Source organism: Hydrogenophaga intermedia (assembly GCF_023715105.1).
Classification (GTDB): Bacteria; Pseudomonadota; Gammaproteobacteria; order Burkholderiales; family Burkholderiaceae_C; genus Hydrogenophaga; species Hydrogenophaga intermedia_A.
In genome coordinates this window covers 151,393-170,972 of the sequence record NZ_JAMBNO010000009.1, presented here as the reverse complement: position 1 = coordinate 170,972, position 19,580 = coordinate 151,393, and the positions used below count along the sequence as shown (strand labels likewise).

Annotated in this window: 20 protein-coding genes and 1 tRNA gene; 7 read left to right on the top strand and 14 right to left on the bottom strand. The window is 67.7% G+C overall.

The window, feature by feature from the left end:
- Window position 1 precedes the first annotated feature (1 nt).
- Both M3149_RS10545 and M3149_RS10540 read left to right on the top strand, forming a co-directional pair.
- Entirely contained in the window at window positions 2–1,303 is a 1,302-nt protein-coding gene (locus tag M3149_RS10545; protein WP_251709264.1) for a tryptophan--tRNA ligase, read from the top strand.
- A 145-nt stretch (window positions 1,304–1,448) separates the two neighbouring features.
- A complete protein-coding gene (locus M3149_RS10540; protein WP_251709263.1) occupies window positions 1,449–2,042 on the top strand; it encodes a LuxR C-terminal-related transcriptional regulator in 594 nt (197 codons plus the stop codon).
- Window positions 2,043–2,064: 22 nt separating this feature from the next.
- Here M3149_RS10540 and M3149_RS10535 read toward each other — a convergent pair whose 3' ends face one another.
- Complete coding sequence (locus M3149_RS10535) at window positions 2,065–3,504, bottom strand: sensor histidine kinase (protein WP_251709262.1); 1,440 nt, start codon at window positions 3,502–3,504, stop codon at window positions 2,065–2,067.
- 102 nt (window positions 3,505–3,606) lie between these two features.
- On the opposite strand from M3149_RS10535, the gene M3149_RS10530 reads away from it, so the two are divergent.
- Window positions 3,607–3,698: transfer RNA gene (locus tag M3149_RS10530), tRNA-Ser, on the top strand.
- Window positions 3,699–3,771: 73 nt separating this feature from the next.
- Here M3149_RS10530 and serS read toward each other — a convergent pair.
- From serS to M3149_RS10515, 3 genes are read right to left on the bottom strand one after another with little or no spacing between them, the layout of a single operon-like run.
- The gene (gene serS / locus M3149_RS10525; RefSeq protein ID WP_251709261.1) at window positions 3,772–5,076 is read right to left on the bottom strand and encodes a serine--tRNA ligase; all 1,305 of its coding nucleotides are present in this window, start codon (window positions 5,074–5,076) and stop codon (window positions 3,772–3,774) included.
- 18 nt (window positions 5,077–5,094) lie between these two features.
- A complete protein-coding gene (ispH, locus tag M3149_RS10520; protein ID WP_251709260.1) occupies window positions 5,095–6,030 on the bottom strand; it encodes a 4-hydroxy-3-methylbut-2-enyl diphosphate reductase in 936 nt (311 codons plus the stop codon).
- 1 nt (window position 6,031) lies between these two features.
- Window positions 6,032–6,478, bottom strand: coding sequence for an FKBP-type peptidyl-prolyl cis-trans isomerase (locus M3149_RS10515; protein ID WP_251709259.1), 447 nt, complete (start codon window positions 6,476–6,478; stop codon window positions 6,032–6,034).
- Window positions 6,479–6,565: 87 nt separating this feature from the next.
- Here M3149_RS10515 and radC point away from each other — a divergent pair, with 87 nt between their 5' ends.
- The 3 genes from radC (at window position 6,566) to M3149_RS10500 (ending at window position 8,804) form a co-directional block, all read left to right on the top strand.
- Window positions 6,566–7,258, top strand: a complete 693-nt coding sequence (gene radC, locus M3149_RS10510) for a RadC family protein (RefSeq protein WP_251709258.1) — start codon at window positions 6,566–6,568, stop codon at window positions 7,256–7,258.
- Window positions 7,259–7,300: 42 nt separating this feature from the next.
- Entirely contained in the window at window positions 7,301–7,936 is a 636-nt protein-coding gene (locus tag M3149_RS10505) for a Smr/MutS family protein (protein ID WP_251709257.1), read from the top strand.
- Window positions 7,937–8,012: 76 nt separating this feature from the next.
- Window positions 8,013–8,804, top strand: a complete 792-nt coding sequence (locus tag M3149_RS10500) for a DUF3047 domain-containing protein (RefSeq protein WP_251709256.1) — start codon at window positions 8,013–8,015, stop codon at window positions 8,802–8,804.
- Window positions 8,805–8,816: 12 nt separating this feature from the next.
- Here M3149_RS10500 and M3149_RS10495 read toward each other — a convergent pair whose 3' ends face one another.
- The 10 genes from M3149_RS10495 to M3149_RS10450 all read right to left on the bottom strand — a co-directional run bounded on the left by M3149_RS10495 (window position 8,817) and on the right by M3149_RS10450 (window position 19,173).
- Window positions 8,817–9,236: a group II truncated hemoglobin gene (locus M3149_RS10495; RefSeq protein ID WP_251709254.1), complete on the bottom strand. Its 420-nt coding sequence runs from the start codon at window positions 9,234–9,236 to the stop codon at window positions 8,817–8,819.
- A gap of 7 nt (window positions 9,237–9,243) precedes the next feature.
- Entirely contained in the window at window positions 9,244–11,763 is a 2,520-nt protein-coding gene (locus M3149_RS10490) for an ABC transporter permease (protein WP_251709294.1), read from the bottom strand.
- Window positions 11,764–11,816: 53 nt separating this feature from the next.
- Complete coding sequence (gene upp, locus M3149_RS10485) at window positions 11,817–12,449, bottom strand: uracil phosphoribosyltransferase (RefSeq protein WP_251709253.1); 633 nt, start codon at window positions 12,447–12,449, stop codon at window positions 11,817–11,819.
- 53 nt (window positions 12,450–12,502) lie between these two features.
- A complete protein-coding gene (locus tag M3149_RS10480; protein WP_251709252.1) occupies window positions 12,503–13,393 on the bottom strand; it encodes a formate dehydrogenase accessory sulfurtransferase FdhD in 891 nt (296 codons plus the stop codon).
- Between the two features lie 94 nt (window positions 13,394–13,487).
- Window positions 13,488–13,784 (bottom strand): hypothetical protein, encoded by a 297-nt coding sequence (locus tag M3149_RS10475; RefSeq protein WP_251709251.1) that lies wholly within the window; start codon window positions 13,782–13,784, stop codon window positions 13,488–13,490.
- Between the two features lie 22 nt (window positions 13,785–13,806).
- On the bottom strand, window positions 13,807–15,009 hold the full coding sequence (locus M3149_RS10470) for a formate dehydrogenase subunit gamma (RefSeq protein ID WP_251709250.1): 1,203 nt from the start codon (window positions 15,007–15,009) through the stop codon (window positions 13,807–13,809).
- 10 nt (window positions 15,010–15,019) lie between these two features.
- Complete coding sequence (locus tag M3149_RS10465) at window positions 15,020–15,277, bottom strand: hypothetical protein (RefSeq protein ID WP_251709249.1); 258 nt, start codon at window positions 15,275–15,277, stop codon at window positions 15,020–15,022.
- Complete coding sequence (gene fdh3B / locus M3149_RS10460; protein ID WP_251709248.1) at window positions 15,274–15,876, bottom strand: formate dehydrogenase FDH3 subunit beta; 603 nt, start codon at window positions 15,874–15,876, stop codon at window positions 15,274–15,276. Before fdh3B ends, M3149_RS10465 begins: the two co-directional genes overlap by 4 nt.
- Window positions 15,877–15,886: 10 nt before the next feature.
- Complete coding sequence (locus M3149_RS10455; protein ID WP_251709247.1) at window positions 15,887–18,847, bottom strand: formate dehydrogenase subunit alpha; 2,961 nt, start codon at window positions 18,845–18,847, stop codon at window positions 15,887–15,889.
- Window positions 18,848–18,948: 101 nt separating this feature from the next.
- Entirely contained in the window at window positions 18,949–19,173 is a 225-nt protein-coding gene (locus M3149_RS10450; protein ID WP_251709246.1) for a formate dehydrogenase, read from the bottom strand.
- Window positions 19,174–19,307: 134 nt separating this feature from the next.
- Between M3149_RS10450 and M3149_RS23025 the strand changes: the two genes are divergently transcribed.
- Window positions 19,308–19,433 carry a hypothetical protein gene (locus M3149_RS23025; protein ID WP_285886889.1) on the top strand — a complete coding sequence of 42 codons (126 nt, stop codon included), beginning with the start codon at window positions 19,308–19,310 and terminating at the stop codon, window positions 19,431–19,433.
- Window positions 19,434–19,580 lie beyond the last annotated feature (147 nt).

Genomic DNA, 19,580 nt, shown 5'->3' with positions numbered 1-19,580 from the left:
CATGAAACCCGTTCGCGTCCTCACCGGCATCACCACCTCGGGCACGCCCCACCTGGGCAACTACGTAGGCGCCATCCGCCCCACAGTGCGAGCCAGCCGGCTTGCCGGCGTGGAGAGCTTCTACTTCCTGGCCGACTACCACGCCCTCATCAAGACCGGCGGCGACCCGGCGCGCGTGCAGCGCTCCACGCTGGAGATCGCCGCCACCTGGCTGGCCTGTGGGCTCGACCCCGAGAAGGTCACGTTCTACCGCCAGTCCGACATCCCCGAGATCCCCGAACTCACCTGGATGCTCACCTGCGTGACGGGCAAGGGCCTGCTCAACCGCGCCCATGCCTACAAGGCCGCGGTGGACAAGAACACCGAAGCCGGCAGCGAGCCCGACGACGGCGTGAGCGCCGGCCTCTTCATGTACCCGGTGCTGATGGCCGCCGACATCCTGATGTTCAACGCCCATCAGGTGCCGGTGGGGCGCGACCAGATCCAGCACATCGAGATGGCGCGCGACATGGCGTCCAGCTTCAACCACCTCTATGGCGAGCACTTCACGCTGCCCGAGGCGGTGATCGAGGAGCACGTGGCCACGCTGCCCGGCCTGGACGGGCGCAAGATGAGCAAGAGCTACGACAACACGATCCCGCTGTTTGCGCCGCGCGAGCAGTTGAAGAAGCTCATCATGGGCATCGTGACCGACTCGCGCGCGCCCGGGGAACCCAAGGCCACCGAGGGCTCGGCGCTGTTCCAGCTCTTTCAGGCCTTCGCCAGTGCCGAAGAGACCGCTGCGATGGCTCAGGCCTTTGCCGACGGCATCGGCTGGGGTGAGGCCAAGCAACGGCTGTTCGAACGCCTGGACCAGGAGATTGCGCCGATGCGCGCGGTCTACGACGAACTCATCCAGGACCCGGCACGCATCGAGCAGACGCTCAAGATGGGTGCGGCCAAGGCGCGAGACATCGCCACGCCCTTCACACAGCGCTTGCGCCACGCGGTGGGCCTGCGCGCGCTCGACGCGCGCCCCGAGGCCCAGGGCGCCGTTGCCAAGGCCGCCAGGACAGCGCTGCCGGTCTTCAAGCAGTACCGCGAGAAAGACGGCCTGTTCTACTTCAAGCTCACCGACGCCAAGGGCGCGCTGCTGCTGCAAAGCCGCGGCTTCGCGGCCCCTCGCGAGGCTGCCCAGGCCATGGCCCGGCTGCAGCAGGAAGGATCGGTTGCGCTCGATGCAATGGCGCAACATCTGATTGCGCCCGAGGATGTGCAGCGCGTCACGTTGGCGCTCACTGCGCTGCGCGAGTCGGCAACCTGAATTCGGTCACAATCGCGCCCAAACCGGCGACCCGGCGGAACAATGGGGACAATCCGGCCCGGTTCAGGGCATGGAAGGCTCGCCAAACAGCGGCATTGCATTTATGCTGCGATGTCATACCAAATCATGAACTGCGCCCTGCGACATGAGTATTTTTGTCATTGATGATCATCCGCTGATGCGCGAGGCCGTGGTCATGTTGCTGCGCCGCCTGCGCGCATCGACCCAGGTTGTCGAGCTCGAGCGGCTGGCCTCGGTGAGCAAGGCGATCGCCGAGCACGGCGAGCCCGAACTCGTGTGCCTGGACCTCAAACTGCCCGACACCAACGGCGTCTCCGGTGTGCGCGAGATCCGCCAGATGTTGCCCGACACCTCGCTGATCGTGCTGTCGGCCTCACCTTCCTCCGACTACGAAGATCTGGCCCGCGAGGCCGGGGCCGACGCGTACGTGGAGAAGTCGGCCGGTGCCGCCCAGATCGCCAAGGTGTTGCGCGAATTCCTGGCCGAGGAGATCGAGGACGAGAACGCGCCCACGATCCCCGAAAAACTCTCCAAGCGCCAGAAGCAGTTGCTGGTGATGCTCGATCGCGGCTTGTCCAACCGCGACATCGCCGAGCAGTTGCAGATCAGCGAGCACACGGTGAAAGTGCACCTGTGGCGGCTGTTTCGCCGCCTCAACGTGAAAAGCCGCTCGCAAGCCAGCCACCTGGCCCGCACGGCCGGTCTGCTCGACCTCTGAGGCCGACAGGCCCGCGCCAGCCTCAGGCGGCGGGCGCCTGCGCCTGCACCACAGTGGGTTGCGGCTGTTCGCCCGGCGCCTGCTGCGTGTAGGCCGGCAGCATCACCCGGAACACACTGCCCCGGTTCGCCTCGGATTGCAGCGCGAGCTGGTAGCCCATCAGTGCCGCCAGCTTCGACACGATCGTCAGGCCCAGGCCAAGGCTGTCCTCCGTGCCCTGGTGCTGCGAGACACGGAAGAATTCCTGGAAGATCGCCTGTTGGTGCTCGCGCGCGATGCCCACGCCGGTGTCCCAGACCTCGAACACGATCACGTCCTGGCGCTGCCGCAGCGCCACGAGCACGCCGCCGCGCTGCGTGTGCCGCAAGGCGTTGGAGATGAGATTGCCGAGAATGCGGCGCAGCACCACCGGGTCGGACCACAGCGTGAGCGGGCGGGTGCGGGTGCGCAGCCGCAATTGCTTGCCCGCAGCCACCGGTTCGAACTGCAGCTCCAGATCGGCGAACAGCTTCTGCACATCGACGTGCTGCAGGCGCACCTTGTAGTTGCCCGCGTCAATGCGCGTGAGGTCGAACAGGGAGTCGAACAACTCGTTGATGGCGCGCGTTGACTGCAAGATGCGCGGGGCGATGTCGCGCGCCATCTCGGGCTCGCTCGCGAGCCAGTCCGCATACAGGCTGAGCGCATGCACCGGTTGGCGCAGGTCGTGCGCGGCCGAGGCGAGAAAGCGGTTCTTGGTGGAGACGGCGCGCAAGGAGGCGCGCGTCTGCAGCGTGAGCGAGTCGATGAGCTCCTGGTTGGAGAACTGCAGTTCGAAACTGGAGCGGTGCACGCGGTGCAGCCGGGCGCCGGCCATGAGCAGCAGCACCCAGAACGCGATCACCAGCAGCACGAACACGGTGGTGGTTCGCACCACATCGGGCGCATCGGGGTGCGTGAACGCACCGATCAGCAAGCCCGTGAGCACCGACGCCGCGAGACCGTGCGTAAAGGCGCGGAACACGGGCAGGTAGGCGCTGTAGGCATTGAGGGTGAACAGCCCCTGCCCCAGCACCACCAGGCCACACGCGAACTGCGTGATGAAGCCGGCTTGCAGGAAGCTCATGGCCACCGGGCCACCCCACAGCAGCGACACGGCCAACCAGGTCCAGCGGTAGGTGTCGATGAAGGCCTGGCGTTGCGGCCCCTCCACGCTGTCGTGACGCAGCCGGTACAGGCCGATCAGGCGGTAGCGAAACAGCAGCATGGCCATGATCGCCACCGTCCACGCCACCAAGGCAGGCGTCCAGACCTCGCCGGCCATGAGGATCACCAGCACCGGCACCGCCACGGCGGCCGCAGCGACCGTGGGCCCCACGTTGTCCATCAACACGCCGATCAGCTGGGCATTGACCCAGGCGTCGCGCACCTCGGGGGATGCCGGGGCGTGCTGGTGGGTGGCGGGTTGGGTGTCGACGAGCATGGGTCGGGGCAGTGGGCGCGCGCATTGTCGCACCCGCCGCTGCGGTGCAGGCGCACCCGTGGGCCTGCCGTGGCGGCCTGCTAGAATCGCGGGCTTCGACACGGAGAGATGGCAGAGTGGTCGAATGCACCGGATTCGAAATCCGGCGTACAGGTTCTCCTGTACCGAGGGTTCGAATCCCTCTCTCTCCGCCAGACACAAAAGCCCCGCCGAGCGGGGCTTTTTCATGGTCGCTGCAAAGGCGTGGCCGGTGCCCGGGCCGCCACTTCAGGCGGCACGCAGTGTGTCCAGCCCGCCAAGGTAGGGCCGCAGCGCAGCGGGCACGTGGATGCTGCCGTCGGCATTCTGGTGGTTCTCCAGCACCGCCACCAGCGCGCGGCCCACGGCCAGGCCCGAGCCGTTGAGTGTGTGCACCAGCTCGTTCTTGCCCTGCGCGTTCTTGAAGCGCGCCTGCATGCGGCGTGCCTGGAAGGACTCGCAGTTGGAGCAGCTGGAGATTTCGCGGTAGGTGTTCTGCGCGGGCACCCAGACCTCCAGGTCGTAAGTCTTGGCGGCACCGAAGCCCATGTCGCCGGTGCACAGGGCAACCACGCGGTAGGGCAACTCCAGCTTCTGCAGAATGGCCTCGGCGTGGCCGACCATCTGCTCGAGTGCCTGGTAGCTCTGCTCGGGGTGGGTGATCTGCACCATCTCGACCTTGTCGAACTGGTGCTGGCGGATCATGCCGCGCGTGTCACGGCCCGCGCTGCCGGCCTCGGAGCGAAAGCAAGGGCTGTGGGCGGTGAGCTTGATGGGCAGCTCGCTTTCGGCGAGCACGCGCTCGCGCACGGTGTTGGTGAGCGAGATCTCCGAGGTGGAGATGAGGTACTGCTCGGCTGCCTGCTCGTCACCACCTCGCAGCACCCAGAACATGTCTTCCTTGAACTTGGGCAACTGGCCCGTGCCCTCCAGCACCTCACGGTTGACGATGTAGGGCGTGTAGCACTCGGTGTAGCCGTGTTCCTGCGTCTGCACGTCGAGCATGAACTGCGCCAACGCACGGTGCAGGCGTGCCACCGGGCCGCGCAGGAAGGTGAAGCGCGAGCCAGAGAGCAGCGCGCCGGTCTCGAAATCCAGGCCCAGCGGCGCGCCGAGGTCCACGTGATCGCGAACCGGAAAATCGAAGCTGCGCGGGCTGCCCCAGCGGCGCACCTCGACGTTGGCCGATTCGTCGCTGCCCACCGGCACGCTCTCGTGCGGCAGGTTGGGCACGGACATCAGCATCGCCTGCAGTTCGGCCTGGATCACCTCCAGGCGGGCCGCGCCGGCGTCCAGTTCGGCCTTGATGGCACCGACCTGCGCCATGGCGGCGTCGGCCTCGGCGTGCTGACCCTTGCCCTTGAGCATGCCGATCTGCTTGGACACGCTGTTGCGCTGCGCCTGCAGCTCCTCGGTGCGGGTCTGCAGTGTCTTGCGTTCGGTCTCGAGCGCGCGGTAGGCCTCGACATCCAGAAAGGTCTGCGGGGTCTTGCGGGTGTTCAGGCGCGCGACGACGGCATCGAGGTCTTTGCGCAGTTGGACAATGTCGAGCATGGGATGGGTGGGGAAGGTTCAGTCGAGCTTCAAGCCCTTGGGCAGCGGGAACTTCACGGTCTCGGTGAGGCCGTCCATGGAGCGCACCGAGATGGCGCCCAGGGCCTTGAGGCGGTCGATCACCTGCTGCACCAGCACCTCGGGGGCGGAGGCGCCGGCCGTGAGGCCCACACGCGCCTTGCCCTCGAACCACTCGGCGCGCAGCTCGTCGGCACTGTCGATCATGTAGCCCGGCGTGCCGAGCTTGACGGCGAGTTCGCGCAGCCGGTTGCTGTTGGAGCTGGTCGGGCTGCCGACGACGATGACCACGTCCACCTGCGGGCTCAGCAGCTTGATCGCGTCCTGGCGGTTCTGGGTGGCGTAGCAGATGTCCTGCTGCTTGGGCTCGCGCACCTTGGGAAAGCGCGCCTTCACGGCGGCCAGGATCTCGGCCGCATCGTCCACCGACAGCGTGGTCTGCGTGACCACGGCGAGCTTGTCGCTCTGCGACGGTTGCACGCGCGACACGTCGGCCACGTCTTCCACCAGGTGGATGCCGCTGTCGAGCTGGCCCATGGTGCCTTCCACCTCGGGATGGCCCTTGTGGCCGATCATGATGAACTCGTAGCCTTCGCGGTGCAGCTTGGCCACCTCCACGTGCACCTTGCTCACCAGCGGACAGGTGGCGTCGAAGATCTGGAACCCGCGCTGTTCGGCCTCTTGCTGCACCGCCTTGCTCACGCCGTGGGCCGAGAAAACCAGCGTGGCGCCGGGCGGCACATCGGCCAGTTCCTCGATGAAGATCGCGCCCTTGGCCTTGAGATCATTCACCACGTAGGTGTTGTGCACGATCTCGTGGCGCACGTAGATCGGTGCACCGAACTTGGCAAGCGCGTGCTCCACGATGTCGATGGCGCGATCGACGCCGGCACAGAAGCCGCGCGGCTCGGCCAGGATGACTTGATCCAGCGCCATGTCAGAGCACTCCGATGAGTTGCACCTCGAAGCGCACGGGCTGGCCGGCGAGCGGGTGGTTGAAATCGAACAGAACGGCGCCGTCGGCACGCACCTCGCGCACGGCGCCAGCATAGCTGCCCGCGCCATCGGGCGTGGGGAACTGCACCACGTCGCCCACCGCGTACTGCTCGGCCGGGTCGCCCAGCTCGTTCAGGAGCTTGCGCGCCACCCACTGCTGCATCTCGGGCTGGCGCTCGCCAAAGGCCTCGCCAGGGGCAAGGTCGATCACCGTTCGCGTGCCCTCTTCCAGGCCGATCAGGCGCTGCTCGATGGCGGGTGAGAGCTCGCCGGTGCCCAGGCTGAGCGTGGCGGGCTGGCCGTTGAAGGTGTCGATGATGACCTGGCCCTGCGCATCGCTCATGCGGTAGTGCAGGGTGAGAAAGGAGCCGGGCTGGACGTGGGGCATGGTGCGGGCGATGCACCCGGGGAGGATGCGCGAACCGCCTATTGTAGAAAGCGCCCCGACAAGGGCGATTGCCCAGGGAGGAATCGCATGCAAAGCCACCAGCGGGCGGGTCTGAAGGGCCTGCCCAGCGACGCGCGCCCGCGCGAAAAACTGCTCGCGCGCGGCCCGGCCGCCCTGGGCGATGCCGAACTGCTGGCCCTGCTGCTGCGCACCGGCATGGCCGGCAAACACGTGCTGCAGCTTGCCCAGGAACTGCTCGACACCTTCGGCGGCATCGCCGGCCTGCTCGCCACCGACGTGGCGGCCCTCAAGGCCATCAAGGGCCTGGGGCCCGCCAAGCAGGCCGAGATCGCCGCGGTGATGGAGATCGCGCGCCGCGCGCTGGCACAACCGCTGCAACAACGCGCGTTGCTCAACGACCCGCAGGACGCGACCGATTTCCTGCGCCTGCAGCTGGGCGACCGCCCGCACGAGGTGTTCGCGCTGCTGCTGCTGGACAGCCAGCACCGGCTCATCGCCTTCGAGGAGCTGTTTCGCGGCACCGTGAACCAGGCCAGCGTCTACCCGCGCGAGGTGGTGCTGCGCGCCCTGCACCACCAGGCCGCGGCCGTGGTGCTGGCCCACAACCACCCCAGCGGCCTGGCCGAACCGTCGGCGGCCGACGTGGCGCTCACGCGCAACCTGATCGATGCGCTGGCCCTGGTGGGCGTGCGGGTGCTGGACCACATCGTGGTCACGCGCGCGCGCACGGCATCCCTGGCGCAGCTCGGGCTTCTCTGACACGCGACGGCCCTGCGGGGTGCGGGGCCCGACAATCGCGCCATGAAGGTGAACACGCTCGGCGAGCTCAAAGCCATCCGCAATGCGCTGGCCGAACGCCGCGCGCGCGAAGCGGCCGAGCGCGAAGCCGAGCGCCTGGCCGCGGTACGGCGTGAACGCGAACGCCGGCTGTTCGAAATCGCCGTCGGGCCGGTGCAGCGGCTGCCCGCGCACGGACGTGTGCAGCCCGCCCGCCCGCGCCCCGAACCTCGCCCCTTGCAGCGTGAGCGCGATGAGGCCGCGGTGATGCGTGAAGCCCTGTCCGACGAGTTCGACGTCGAGACGCTGCTGCACACCGACGAGCTGCTGAGCTACCGCCGCCCCGGCCTGGGGCCCGACGTGGTGCGCAAGCTGCGCGAGGGCCGCTGGGCGATCCAGGGGGCGATCGACCTGCACGGCCTGCGCACCGACGAAGCGCGCGAGGCCCTGGGCCGATTCATCCGCGAAAGCCACCAGCACGGCCTGCGCTGCCTGCGCGTGGTGCATGGCAAGGGCCTGGGCTCGCCGGGGCGCACGCCGGTGCTCAAGGGCCGTGTGCTGCGCTGGCTGGTGCAGAAGAAGGAAGTGCTCGCCTTCGTTCAGGCGCGCCCGGCCGAGGGCGGCGCGGGGGCGCTCGTCGTGCTGTTGCGCCCGGCGTGACACGCCGCACGTTGTCATGTCGCAACCGGCACACGCCACTCACGCCGTTGTCACGCCGGCGGCGCATCATCGTGCCATGCACGCACCCAGCGCCCCGCACGATGCCCAGCGCCGCCGCTGGCTGCTGGGCGTGGGCGCGCTGGCCCTGGGGGGTTGCGCCAGCACACCGCCCGACGCCGACGAGCCACAGCGTCTGTCGCAATCGCCCTGGGCACGCGCCACCACGCTGGACGGCATGTCGGCCAGCGGCCCCTGGGTGCACCGGCGCTACGGCAACCGCCGCCCCACCCTGTACCGCGCTGCCGAGCGCGATGGCCGGCCGGCGCTGCACGCGTTGAGCGAATCGGGCAACAGCACCCTGCGCCTGCCACTGCAACCGCGCCCCCTGCCTCCCGGGGCACGGCTGTACTTTTCCTGGTGGGTGCCGGCGCTGCTGCCCCACGCCGACCTCAAGACCGCCGACGCCGACGACGCGGTGGCGCGCGTGATCCTCTCGTTCGATGGCGATCGGGCAAGCTGGTCGCGCCGCGATCACATGCTCTCGGAGCTGGCGCAACTGGTCACCGGCGAACCCATGCCCTATGCCACGCTGATGTACGTCTGGGACGACCGCTACCCCGTGGGCAGCGTGATCCCCAACCCGCACACGCAACGCATCCGCAAGCTGGTGGTGCAGCGGGGGCCCGAGGGCCTGGGCCGGTGGGTCGAGCACGATCGCGACGTGCGGGCCGATTACGAGGCCGCCTTCGGTCAGGCACCGGGTGCCCTCACCGGCCTGGGCCTCATGACCGACAGCAACAACACCGGCGTGACCACACAGGCCTGGTACGGGCCGCTCGCCCTGCGCAAGCGGGCGGTGGCGGTCTGAGCAGCACCGGGGTCAGCCCGGGCTGTTGCGCATCCAGTCGGCGGTCTGGAAGAAGCTGCGCTTGAGCCGCTCGCGCAGCACCGGGTCGACGCCGGTTTCCCCCATGGCCTGGTCCATGCACGCGAGCCACTGGTCACGCTCGACGATGCCGATGGCAAACGGCATGTGCCGCATGCGCAGGCGCGGGTGGCCGAAGCGCGAGGTGTAGTGCTCGGGCCCGCCGAGCCAGCCGCACAGGAACCAGAACAGCTTCTGCCGCGCGTCCTCCAGCGTGTTGCCGTGCGCGGCGCGCAACTCGCGGTAGCCAGGCTCGATGTCCATCAGGTCGTAGAAGCGATCGACCAGCGCCTGCACGCGCGCCTCGCCACCGATCCATTCGAACGGGGTGTCAAAAGGCGGTTTTTCTTCAATGGGTTGAACGGATTCGGCCATGGCGTTCTCAGACGGCGGCTTTGCGCAGGGTTTCGACCACCGGCGTGCGCAGCACGCTGCGCAGACCCCACCAGCCGGCGGCCAGCGCAAGCAGTGCGCCCGCCACGGCACCGGCCAGCGGCACCCATGGCGAGGCGGTCCAGGCGAACTGGAACGCGTAGCGCGCCAGTGCCCAGCCCACCGCCACCGCCACCGCCGAGGCAAGGAAGCCCGCGAGCAGGCCCACGCCGAGCAGTTCGACGCGCTGCACCTGGCGCAGCAGCGCCGAACCCGCACCCACCGCGCGCAGGATGGCGAACTCGCGCTCGCGCTCGGCGCGTGTGGCGGTGACCGCGGCCAGCAGCACCACCAGGCCGGCCGCCAGCGTGAAGGCAAACAGGAACTCCACCGCTGCAATCACCTGGCCCAGCACGCGCTGCACCTGGGCGATGGTCTGCGTCATGTCGACGTTGGTGATGTTGGGAAATTCGCGCACCAGCGCGTTGTCGAAACCGGGCTGTTCAGGGGCGTGGTATGCGCTGATGTAGGTCAGCGGCACGTCGGGCATCTGCGCGAGCGGGAAGATGACGAAGAAGTTGACGCGCATCGACGCCCAGTCCACCTTGCGCAGGCTGGTGATGCGCCGCTCGACGGGCTGGCCCGCGATGTCGAAAGTGAGCGTGTCGCCAAGCGTCAGACCCAGTTCCTGAGCGAGGCCCTCCTCCACGCTCAGGCCATCGGCCTCGTCGGGCGTCCAGCGGCCGGCCACGATGGGGTTGTTCGCGGGCGGCTGCGCGGCGTGCGAGAGGTTGAACTCGCGCTCCACCAGGCGCTGCGCCCGATCGGCCTCGAACTGCTGCGGTGAGACCTCGCGCCCGTTGATGGCGACCAGGCGGCCGCGGATCATGGGAAACCAGTCGAAGCGCTGCACGCCCGCCTCGCGCAGCGCGGCCTGGAAGGGCTCGGCCTGCTCGGGCTGCACGTTGATCACGAATCGGTTGGGTGCGTCGGGAGGCGTGGCAGCGCGCCAGCTCTGGATGAGGTCGGTGCGCAGCAGCACCAGCAGCACCAGCGCCAGCAGGCCCACCGACAAGGCGCTGATCTGCACCACCGCAAACGCCGGGCGCGCCGACACCTGGCGGGTGGCCATGACCAACGCGCGCGGTGCGGTGGCCTCGTTCACGCTGGCGCGCAGCAGGCGCACCGCACCGTAGCTGATAAGCGCAAACACCGCCACCGCGGCCGCGAAGCCCCCGACCGCAATGCCACCGAGCACGAGGTCGTGGCTGGCCGCGAGCAGCAGCGCGGCAAAGCCCGTCATGCCCAGGCCCAGCACTGCCAGCGTGGCGGGCTTGACCTGACCGACGTCGCGACGGATCACCCGCAGCGGCGGCACCTTGGCCAGCTGCAGCACCGGCGGCAGGCCGAAGGCAAGCATGAGCGTGAGGCCCATGCCCAGGCCCAGCAGCACGGGCGCCATGGTGGGTGCGGGCAGGCTCGATTCCACCAGGCCGGCCAGCAGGAGCACGAACACGTGGTGCACCGCCCAGCCCATGACCACACCCAGCACGCTGGCAAACAGGCCGGTAAGCGCGAACTCCAGCGTGTAGGCACGCGCCATGGTGCCCTGGGAAAGGCCCAGCACGCGCAGCATGGCGCAGTCGTCGAGGTGGCGCTGCGCGAAGCCGCGCGCGGCAATGGCCACCGCCACCGCACACAGCAGCGCGGCCAGCAAGGCCACGAGGTTGAGGAATTTCTCGGCCCGTGCGAGCGTTTGCTCCATCTGCGGCTGCCCACCCTGCAGCGATTCGAGCCGCACGCCGCGGGTGTCGGGGCGATCGACCACCTGCTGCGCCCAGCGGCTGAACTCGGCCACGCGGGCGTCGGGCCCGGCCACGGCGAGGCGGTAGACGATGCGGCTGGCGGGTTGCACCAGGCCCGTGGCAGGCAGGTCATCGCTGTGGATCATCACGCGCGGCGCGAAGGCCAGGAAGCCGGCACCGCGGTCGGGTTCGAACGAGAGCACGCGCGCGATGGTGAAGCTCGAATCGCCCAGCAACAGCGGCTGGCCCATGCGCAGCCCCAGTTGCGCGAGCAGCGCCGCATCGACCCAGGCGGTGCCGCGCGCCGGCACCTCGCGCGTGGGGGCATCGGGTGCGTCGGGGCCGTCGGCCACGCGCAGACTGCCGCGCAGGGGGTAGCCGTCGCCCACGGCCTTGAGCGCCACCAGACGCGCGCTGCCGCCCTGGGCCTCGGATGCGCGGCCCATGGTGGGAAAGTTCAGCGAGAGCGTGCGCGCCAGGCCCAGCTCGTCGGCGCGCTCGCCGAACGCAGCCGCGGGAGGCTTGTCCGCCACCACCACCGCGTCGCCTCCGATGAGCGCACGCGCGTCGCGCGCCAGACTGCCCTGCAGCCGATCGGCAAAGAAGCCCACCGCCGTGAGCGCGGCCACCGCCAGCGTGACCGCGATCACCAACAGGCGCAGCTCGCCTGCACGCCAGTCGCGCCAGAGCGAGGTCCAGCCCAGGGACCAGAAACGGATGGGCATTGCGGTGGGAGGTTCGGCCATGGTGGGCTTGGAGCGCGCCGCGCGCGGCGCGTTCATTTGGTGCCGAAGATGCGGTCGCCGGCGTCGCCCAGGCCGGGCACGATGTAGCCGTGCTCGTTCAGGCCGCGGTCGATCGCCGGGGTGTACACCGGCACGTCCGGATGGGCGTCGTGGAAGGTCTTGAGGCCTTCGGGGCAGGTGACGAGGCAGACGAAGCGGATCGAGCGCGGGTTCGTTTTCTTGAGCCGGTCCACCGCGGCCACGGCCGAATTGCCGGTGGCCAGCATCGGGTCGAGCACGATCACGTCGCGCTCGTGCATGTCCTGCGGCATCTTGAAGTAGTACTCCACCGCCTTGAGCGTGGCCGGGTCTCGGTACAGGCCGATGTGACCGACGCGCGCGCCCGGAATCACCTGCAGCATGCCGTCGAGAAAGCCGTTGCCGGCGCGCAGGATGGAGGCCAGCACGATCTTCTTGCCGTCGATCACGCGCGATTTCATCGGCTCCAGCGGGGTCTCGATGTCGATCTCCTGCATGGGCATGTCGCGCGTGAGTTCGTAGGCCAGCAGCGCGCTGAGTTCGTGCACCAGCTCGCGAAAGCTCTTGGTGCTGGTGTCCTTGCGGCGCATCAGCGTGAGCTTGTGCTGGACCAGGGGGTGGGCGATGACGTGGACTTCTCGGCTCATGTTCGGTGCAGAAAACAGAACGGGCGCCGACCGGGCGCCCGCGTGCCGCAAGTTTAGGGCCGTTGCGGCGATGGCGGCGGCACCGCGTCGAGCACCAGCCGCTGCGGGTTGGCGTAGCACAGGAAGTGCTTGTTGGTGGCCCGCCCCACCGCGCAAAGGCCCACGCGCTCGGCCACCTGCAGGCCCATCTGCGTGATGCCGCTGCGCGAGATCACCGCGGCCACGCCCATCTGTGCGCTCTTGATCACCATCTCGCTGGTGAGGCGCCCGGTGGTGTAGAAGACCTTGTCGAGCATGTCGCCGCTGTCGCGCACAGCATCGTCCTGAAGGCTGAGCCAGCCAGCAATCGTGTCGACCGCGTTGTGGCGGCCCACGTCCTCGACGAAGAGCGCCAGCTCGGTACCGCGAAACAGGGCGCAGGCGTGCACCGAACCCGCGGATTTGTAGGTGCTCTCCTTGAGCCGGATGGCGTTGACGATGGCGTAGAGCTGCGATTGGCGCAACACGCCCTCGGGCAGGCGGATGGCATCGATCTCGTCCATCAACCCGCCGAACACGCTGCCCTGGCCGCAACCCGTGGTGACGACACGGCGCGCCGTGCGCTCCTCGATGCGCTGGATGCCCTCGCGGGTCTTCACGCTCACGGCGTTGACGTCCCAGTCCACCGTGACGGATTCGACCTCATCGACAGAGGCAATGAGACGCTGGTTGAGCAGGTAGCCCAGGGTCAACCACTCGGGGTGCGCGCCCAGGGTCATGAGCGTGACGAGTTCCCGCTTGTCGACATAGACGGTGAGATCGCGCTCGGCGGGGATGTGCACCTCGCTGGCGGCACCGAACTCATCGATCACCGTCACCCGTTGCGTGAGCGGTGCGCTGGCCTGCGTGAGCTGTGGGCGGCGCACGGCGGGGGGTGCAGCGAGGGTGGCGGAATCGGCGCTCATGGACGAAGTATGCGGTGCGGGCGAAGGCCCTGCTGGCAAGGCCACAAGAAAAGAGGCCCCGGGTGGGGCCTCTTCACGGGTACGCAGCGTGGGCTCAGGACTTGGGCGCAGCGGGCGTGTAGACGAACGGGCCGGGGTCGGCGCAGGCCACCGCCTTGGGCGACGGCTGCTTGCCGGCACCCGCCGTGGTCTTGAAGTGGCTGGCAGCAGCCTTCTCCATGGACTTGCACAGCTTGAAGTTCTCGACCTTGGCACCGTGTGCAGCCTTGGCCTTGGCTTCCTCGGCCTTGGCCGCAGCCTCGGGGGTGAGGGGTGCCGGCGCGGGCAGCTTGGCGTGCGCGGTGGTGATCGCCAGCCCGGTCAGAACGGCAAGGAACAGTTGCTTTTTCATTCGGTGGTCTCCGTTGTCGGGCTCAGGCCTTGGCGGGTGCGCCCGCGGCGTCGGGTTTGGTCACCGAACGCTGCGCCGGAATCTTGCCCGCCTTGATGTCGTCATACCAAAGCTCGTGGTGTTCCTTGGCCCAGGTCTCGTCCACGTAGCCGGTCTTCATGGCGCTGTAGGCGCCGCGCATGCCCAGCGTGCCCATGTAGATGTGACCCATGAACATGGCCATCATCAGCACCGCAGCGCTGGCGTGGATCATGTGGGCGACCTGCATGTTGGCGCGGGTGTACTCCACCGCCGGCACGATCTTGTCGAGGAACACGCCGGAGCCGGCCACCAGGGCGCCCAGCAGGAACACGCCCGCCCAGAACAGCACCTTCTCGCCCGCGTTGAAGCGGTGCGAAGGAACCTCCTGGCCACCGAACAGACCGCCGCCCTTGAGCAGCCACTGCACGTCTTCCTTGCTCGGCATGTTGTCGCGCACGAAGACGAGGAACACCACCACGAGCGACACCACGAACAGCGGGCCGACGAAGTTGTGCAGATTCTTCAGCGCGTACGAGAGCCAGCCGAACAGCGTGCTGCCCATGACAGGCAGCAGGAAGAACTTGCCGAAGGCCATCACGATGCCCGAGATCGCCAGCGCGACGAAGGCGATTGCGTTCGTCCAGTGCGCGGCGCGCTCGAAGTAGGTGAAGCGCTCGATCTTGCGGCCCGTCTCCTTGCCGTGCAGTTCGATGGTTCCCTTGGTGAAATAGAACAGCGCCAGCGCAACCAGCGCGATCAGCAGCAGCGAACCACCGTAGGGGATGATCCAGTTGTTGCGCACCTGGCGCCAGGCTTCACCCGCGGTGGTCAGGCTGGAGCCGGGGTACTGCACGAAGCCCTGGATCAGGTTGCCGTACTCGGGATACGGCAGCATCGTCTGGCCGGTCACACCCTTGCTCACATCGCGCCACATGGGCGCGTTGTTGCCCGGTTGCACCTGACCACGCTGGGCATTGTTCTGCTCGGCGTAGTTCGGGGCCGTGTCGGCGTCGGGCCGGATCTCGAAGATGTTCTGGCTCTTGATGCCGCCCTGGGCGGCTGGTGCCGCCTGCTGGCCTTGGGCCGGCGCCGGATCGTCCGCGGGGTCGACCTTGAGCGTCTGGGCTTGCGCCCAGGTCGCACTCAGACCGAACACCGCGGCCGCCAGCAAGGCCCGCCAGCGCGTCGAGGTATTGATGTGCATAGACAGACCTTTACTTCGGCTGAGCGCCGACGCGCTGGTAATCGTTCTGGCCGTACTGGGCACGCGCCTTGAGTTGCTGTTCCCAGCTCGTCTTGTCGCCGGCCTTCCAGCCGGCCTGCACGTACTGGCTCTCGTGCGCCACGCCCTGGTAGGACGCGTTGTCCTGCTTGACGCCATTGGCGTTCATTTCCTGGGGCTGGTCGCCGCAGGCCGCCAGGCCCAGCAACGCCGCCACGGCGAGGGAGGTGTAGGTCAGGCGCTTGATCACGGTTTCTGTCCTTGTGCGGTGCCGTAGGCGGTGCCCCAACCCCACACCTCGGCACCCTTGCCGCGGGTGAGGACCCGGTTGCGGAAGATGTCGGCAACCACGTCGCCGTCACCGGCGAGCAGCGCCTTGGTCGAGCACATCTCGGCGCAGGCGGGCAGCTTGCCTTCGGCCAAGCGGTTGCGGCCGTACTTCTCGAACTCGCTCTGGCTGCCGTGGGCCTCGGGGCCGCCGGCGCAGAAGGTGCACTTGTCCATCTTGCCGCGCACACCGAAGGTGCCCTGCGAAGGGAACTGGGGCGCGCCGAAGGGGCAGGCGTAGGAGCAGTAGCCGCAGCCGATGCAGACGTCCTTGTCGTGCAGCACCACACCCTCGTCGGTGCGGTAGAAGCAGTTCACCGGGCAGACGGCCATGCAGGGTGCATCGCTGCAGTGCATGCAGGCCACCGAGATCGATTTCTCGCCGGGGACGCCGTCGTTGAGGGTGATCACGCGGCGGCGGTTCACGCCCCAGGGGACCTCGTGCTCGTTCTTGCAGGCGGTGACGCAGCCGTTGCACTCGATGCAGCGCTCGGCGTCACAGATGAATTTCATTCGTGCCATGGTTTTCTCCTCACGCCTTCTCGATGTTGCAGATCGTGGTCTTGGTTTCCTGCATCATCGTCACGATGTCGTAACCGTAGGTGGTGCCGGTGTTGACGGCTTCGCCGCGAACGACGGGGAACGCACCGTCCGGGTAGTAGGGCTTCATGTCGGTGCCCTGCCAGTGCCCCGAGAAGTGGAACGGCATCCAGGCGTGCTCGGCGTCCACACGCTCGGTCACCAGGGCCATCACCTTCATGCGCGCACCGGTCGGCGTCGTCACCCAGACCTGCTCGCCCTGGCGGATGCCGCGCTCGGCCGCCGACTTCGGGTTGATCTCGACGAACATGTTCTGCTGCAGTTCGGCCAGCCAGGGGTTGGAGCGCGTCTCCTCGCCACCACCCTCGTACTCGACCAGGCGGCCGGAGGACAGGATGAGCGGGAATTTCTCGTGCATCTTGTCCTCCACGTTTTTCGCCTGCAGCGACTTGTAGAGGATGGGCAGACGCCAGCGGTTCTTCTGGTCGTCGTGGCTGGGGTACTTGGCGATCAGGTCCGGGCGGGTGCCATAGATCGGCTCGCGGTGCTGCGGAATCGCGTCGGGGAAGTTCCACACCACGGCGCGGGCCTTGGCGTTGCCGAAGGGGTGGCAGCCGTGCTTCATGGCCACGCGGATGATCGCCCCGGTCGGGTCGGTCTTCCAGTTCTTGCCCTCTGCCTTTTGCTGCTCCTCGGCGCTGAGGTCTTCCCACCAGCCCAGTTTCTTCAGCAGCAGGTGGTCGAACTCGGGGTAGCCGGTGGTGATTTCGGCACCCACGGAGTGCGAGCCGTCCTCGGCCAGCAGGCTCACGCCGTCACGCTCCACGCCGAAGTTGGCGCGGAAGTTGCCGCCGCCGTCCATCACGTGCTTGGACGTGTCGTACAGGTTGGGCGAGCCGGGGTGCTTGACCTCAGGCGTGCCGAAGCAGGGCCAGGGCAGGCCGAAGTAGTCGCCGCTGATGTCGTAGCCAGTCTCCTGGTCGACGATCTTGCCCTTGGCCTTGAGCGTCTTGATATCGAACGCTCCCATGTGGCGCATGTGGGCCTTCAGGCGCTCTGGGCTCTGACCGGTGTATCCGATGGTCCAGACCGAGCGGTTGATTTCGCGCAGGATGTCCTCGGGCATCGGCTCGTCGCGGCCCTTGATCTTCTGCATCTTGTAGTTCTTGCTGAGCTGCTCGCCGAAGCCGAGCTTGGTGGCCAGCTCGTGCATGATCATGTGGTCGCTGCGGCTCTCCCACAGCGGGTCGATCACCTTCTCGCGCCACTGGATCGAGCGGTTGGACGCGGTGCATGAACCGCTGGTCTCGAACTGGGTGGCCGCGGGCAGCAGATACACCTCGCGCTCGGGATTGATCTTGTCGCTCGGCATGGCCGCCATCGACGCGGTGGCCGACGGGTACGGGTCAATCACCACCAGCAGGTCCAGCGCGTCCATGGCCTTCTTCATCTCCAGACCGCGCGTCTGCGAGTTCGGGGCATGGCCCCAGAAGAACATGCCGCGGATGTTCGGGCCCTGATCGATGAGCTCGTTCTTCTCCAGCACACCGTCGATCCAGCGCGACACCGTGATGCCGGGTTTCTCCATCATGCCTTCGGCGTACTGCGACTTGATCCAGTCGTAGTCAACGCCCCAGGCGGCCGCGAAGTGCCTCCACGAGCCGGCGGCCACGCCGTAGTAACCGGGCAGCGAGTCGGGGTTCGGCCCCACGTCGGTGGCGCCCTGCACGTTGTCGTGACCACGGAAGATGTTCGCGCCACCGCCGCTCACGCCGACGTTGCCCAGCGCCAGTTGCACGATGCACGAGGCACGCACCATGGCGTTGCCGATGGAGTGCTGCGTCTGGCCCATGCACCACACCAGCGTGGAAGGCCGGTTCTTGGCCATCATCTCGGCCACGCGGGCCATCTGCTCTTCCTTGACGCCGCAGGCCTCTTCCACCTTGTCCGGTGTCCACTTGGCCATCACGTCGGCCTTGACGGCCTCCATGCCGAAGACACGGTCGTTGATGTAGCGCTTGTCTTCCCAGCCGTTCTTGAAGATGTGGTACAGCAGGCCGAACAGGAAAGGCACGTCGGTGCCGGAGCGGATGCGCACGAACTCGTCGGCCTTGGCCGCGGTGCGGGTGAAGCGCGGATCGACCACGATCATCTTGCAGCCGTTCTCCTTCGCATGCAGCATGTGCAGCATCGAGACCGGATGCGCCTCGGCGGCGTTGGAGCCGATGTACAACGCGCACTTGCTGTTCTGCATGTCGTTGTACGAGTTGGTCATCGCGCCGTAACCCCAGGTGTTGGCCACGCCGGCCACCGTGGTGGAGTGACAGATGCGTGCCTGGTGGTCGCAGTTGTTGGTGCCCCAGAAGCTCACGAACTTGCGCATCAGGTACGCCTGTTCGTTGTTGTGCTTGGACGAGCCGACGAAGTACACCGAGTCGGGACCGCTGGCCTCGCGCAGTGCCTTCATCTTCTTGACGATGCCGTCGTAGGCCTCGTCCCAGCTGATGCGCTGGTACTTGCCGTTGACCAGCTTCATCGGGTAGCGCAGGCGGTACTCGCCGTGGCCGTGCTCGCGCAGCGCGGCACCCTTCGCGCAGTGCGCACCCAGGTTGATCGGCGAATCGAACACCGGCTCCTGACGCACCCACACGCCGTTCTCGACGATGGCATCGGTTGCGCAACCCACCGAGCAGTGGGTGCAGACGGTGCGGCGCACCTCGATCTTGCCGGTGCCGTCGATCGACTTGCCTTCGGCTGCCTTGGCCTTCTTCACCAGCGTGAGTTGCGTGGCGGCGAGGCCGACACCCAGGCCCAGGCCCGAGCGGCGCAGGAAGCCGCGGCGGTCCATGGTGGGCAGTGCGGCAGAGAGCCCGCGCTGCAGGTGATGAACAAGCCCGGTGTGCGCGCGCGAGGCGCCGCCACCGGCGTGGGAGGATTTTTTGGTCAGCAACATGGTGTGTCTCCTGGGAGGCCTTCAGGCTTGCCTTGAGGGGCGTGCCCGCGGGCCGGCGGGACGGTTCGAGGGGCGCTTCTTTTCGGTCAGGCCGGCATGTATCAGATGCGGGCCGTGCTGTAGTAATGCTTGATGTGGTCGCTCAAGGCATAACCGCCGCCGCGCTTGGGCGCTGGCTTGGTCTGGGTCGCGGCGGTGTCCTGCGATTCGACGCGCGGCAGCACGGCGGCCGCCGCGGCCAGCGCGCCCACCGTGGTGGCGCCGGCGAACACGGTGCGGCGGCTCAGGCGGGTGGGCTGGTCGCCGGATCGGGGGGCGTCTTTCATTCGTGTCTCCAAGGCTGCACAAGACCCGCACACACCACGTGTGGGCTCTTTGCATAAGACCGAATCTACTGCGCGCGCGGTACACGTGCAACCGCTCGTCGCCCTCAGTGAACTTCGCTGCGGAGCAGCATGCCATGACCATGCAGGCCACCCCCGACCAATGGGCCCGCGCTCCGCTTTTGATAGCCAGAACCATGCCAACCATGACGATGAGAACCGCTCTCAAGCAACTGGCGGTGGACATCGAAACCGCGGGCTAACCCGCAGAACTTTGGTCTACGAAATCGCTTTGCCGCGCCAGTCTGTCGGACGCTTCTGCGACAACTTGTCGCGCCCTTGCGGTCTGTGTCGACCCACACGCAGCGTCGGGATTGCGCCAATGCCCGAGTGAATCGATCAGCCTCCTT

Bases quoted from the DNA above. Each gene is read 5' to 3' on its own strand.
- M3149_RS10545 (WP_251709264.1), top strand. From the start codon at position 2: ATGAAACCCGTTCGCGTCCTCACCGGCATCACCACCTCGGGCACGCCC.
- M3149_RS10540 (WP_251709263.1), top strand. From the start codon at position 1,449: ATGAGTATTTTTGTCATTGATGATCATCCGCTGATGCGCGAGGCCGTG.
- M3149_RS10535 (WP_251709262.1), bottom strand. From the start codon at position 3,504: ATGCTCGTCGACACCCAACCCGCCACCCACCAGCACGCCCCGGCATCC.
- serS (WP_251709261.1), bottom strand. From the start codon at position 5,076: ATGCTCGACATTGTCCAACTGCGCAAAGACCTCGATGCCGTCGTCGCG.
- ispH (WP_251709260.1), bottom strand. From the start codon at position 6,030: ATGGCGCTGGATCAAGTCATCCTGGCCGAGCCGCGCGGCTTCTGTGCC.
- M3149_RS10515 (WP_251709259.1), bottom strand. From the start codon at position 6,478: ATGCCCCACGTCCAGCCCGGCTCCTTTCTCACCCTGCACTACCGCATG.
- radC (WP_251709258.1), top strand. From the start codon at position 6,566: ATGCAAAGCCACCAGCGGGCGGGTCTGAAGGGCCTGCCCAGCGACGCG.
- M3149_RS10505 (WP_251709257.1), top strand. From the start codon at position 7,301: ATGAAGGTGAACACGCTCGGCGAGCTCAAAGCCATCCGCAATGCGCTG.
- M3149_RS10500 (WP_251709256.1), top strand. From the start codon at position 8,013: ATGCACGCACCCAGCGCCCCGCACGATGCCCAGCGCCGCCGCTGGCTG.
- M3149_RS10495 (WP_251709254.1), bottom strand. From the start codon at position 9,236: ATGGCCGAATCCGTTCAACCCATTGAAGAAAAACCGCCTTTTGACACC.
- M3149_RS10490 (WP_251709294.1), bottom strand. From the start codon at position 11,763: ATGCCCATCCGTTTCTGGTCCCTGGGCTGGACCTCGCTCTGGCGCGAC.
- upp (WP_251709253.1), bottom strand. From the start codon at position 12,449: ATGAGCCGAGAAGTCCACGTCATCGCCCACCCCCTGGTCCAGCACAAG.
- M3149_RS10480 (WP_251709252.1), bottom strand. From the start codon at position 13,393: ATGAGCGCCGATTCCGCCACCCTCGCTGCACCCCCCGCCGTGCGCCGC.
- M3149_RS10475 (WP_251709251.1), bottom strand. From the start codon at position 13,784: ATGAAAAAGCAACTGTTCCTTGCCGTTCTGACCGGGCTGGCGATCACC.
- M3149_RS10470 (WP_251709250.1), bottom strand. From the start codon at position 15,009: ATGCACATCAATACCTCGACGCGCTGGCGGGCCTTGCTGGCGGCCGCG.
- fdh3B (WP_251709248.1), bottom strand. From the start codon at position 15,876: ATGGCACGAATGAAATTCATCTGTGACGCCGAGCGCTGCATCGAGTGC.
- M3149_RS10455 (WP_251709247.1), bottom strand. From the start codon at position 18,847: ATGTTGCTGACCAAAAAATCCTCCCACGCCGGTGGCGGCGCCTCGCGC.
- M3149_RS10450 (WP_251709246.1), bottom strand. From the start codon at position 19,173: ATGAAAGACGCCCCCCGATCCGGCGACCAGCCCACCCGCCTGAGCCGC.
- M3149_RS23025 (WP_285886889.1), top strand. From the start codon at position 19,308: ATGACCATGCAGGCCACCCCCGACCAATGGGCCCGCGCTCCGCTTTTG.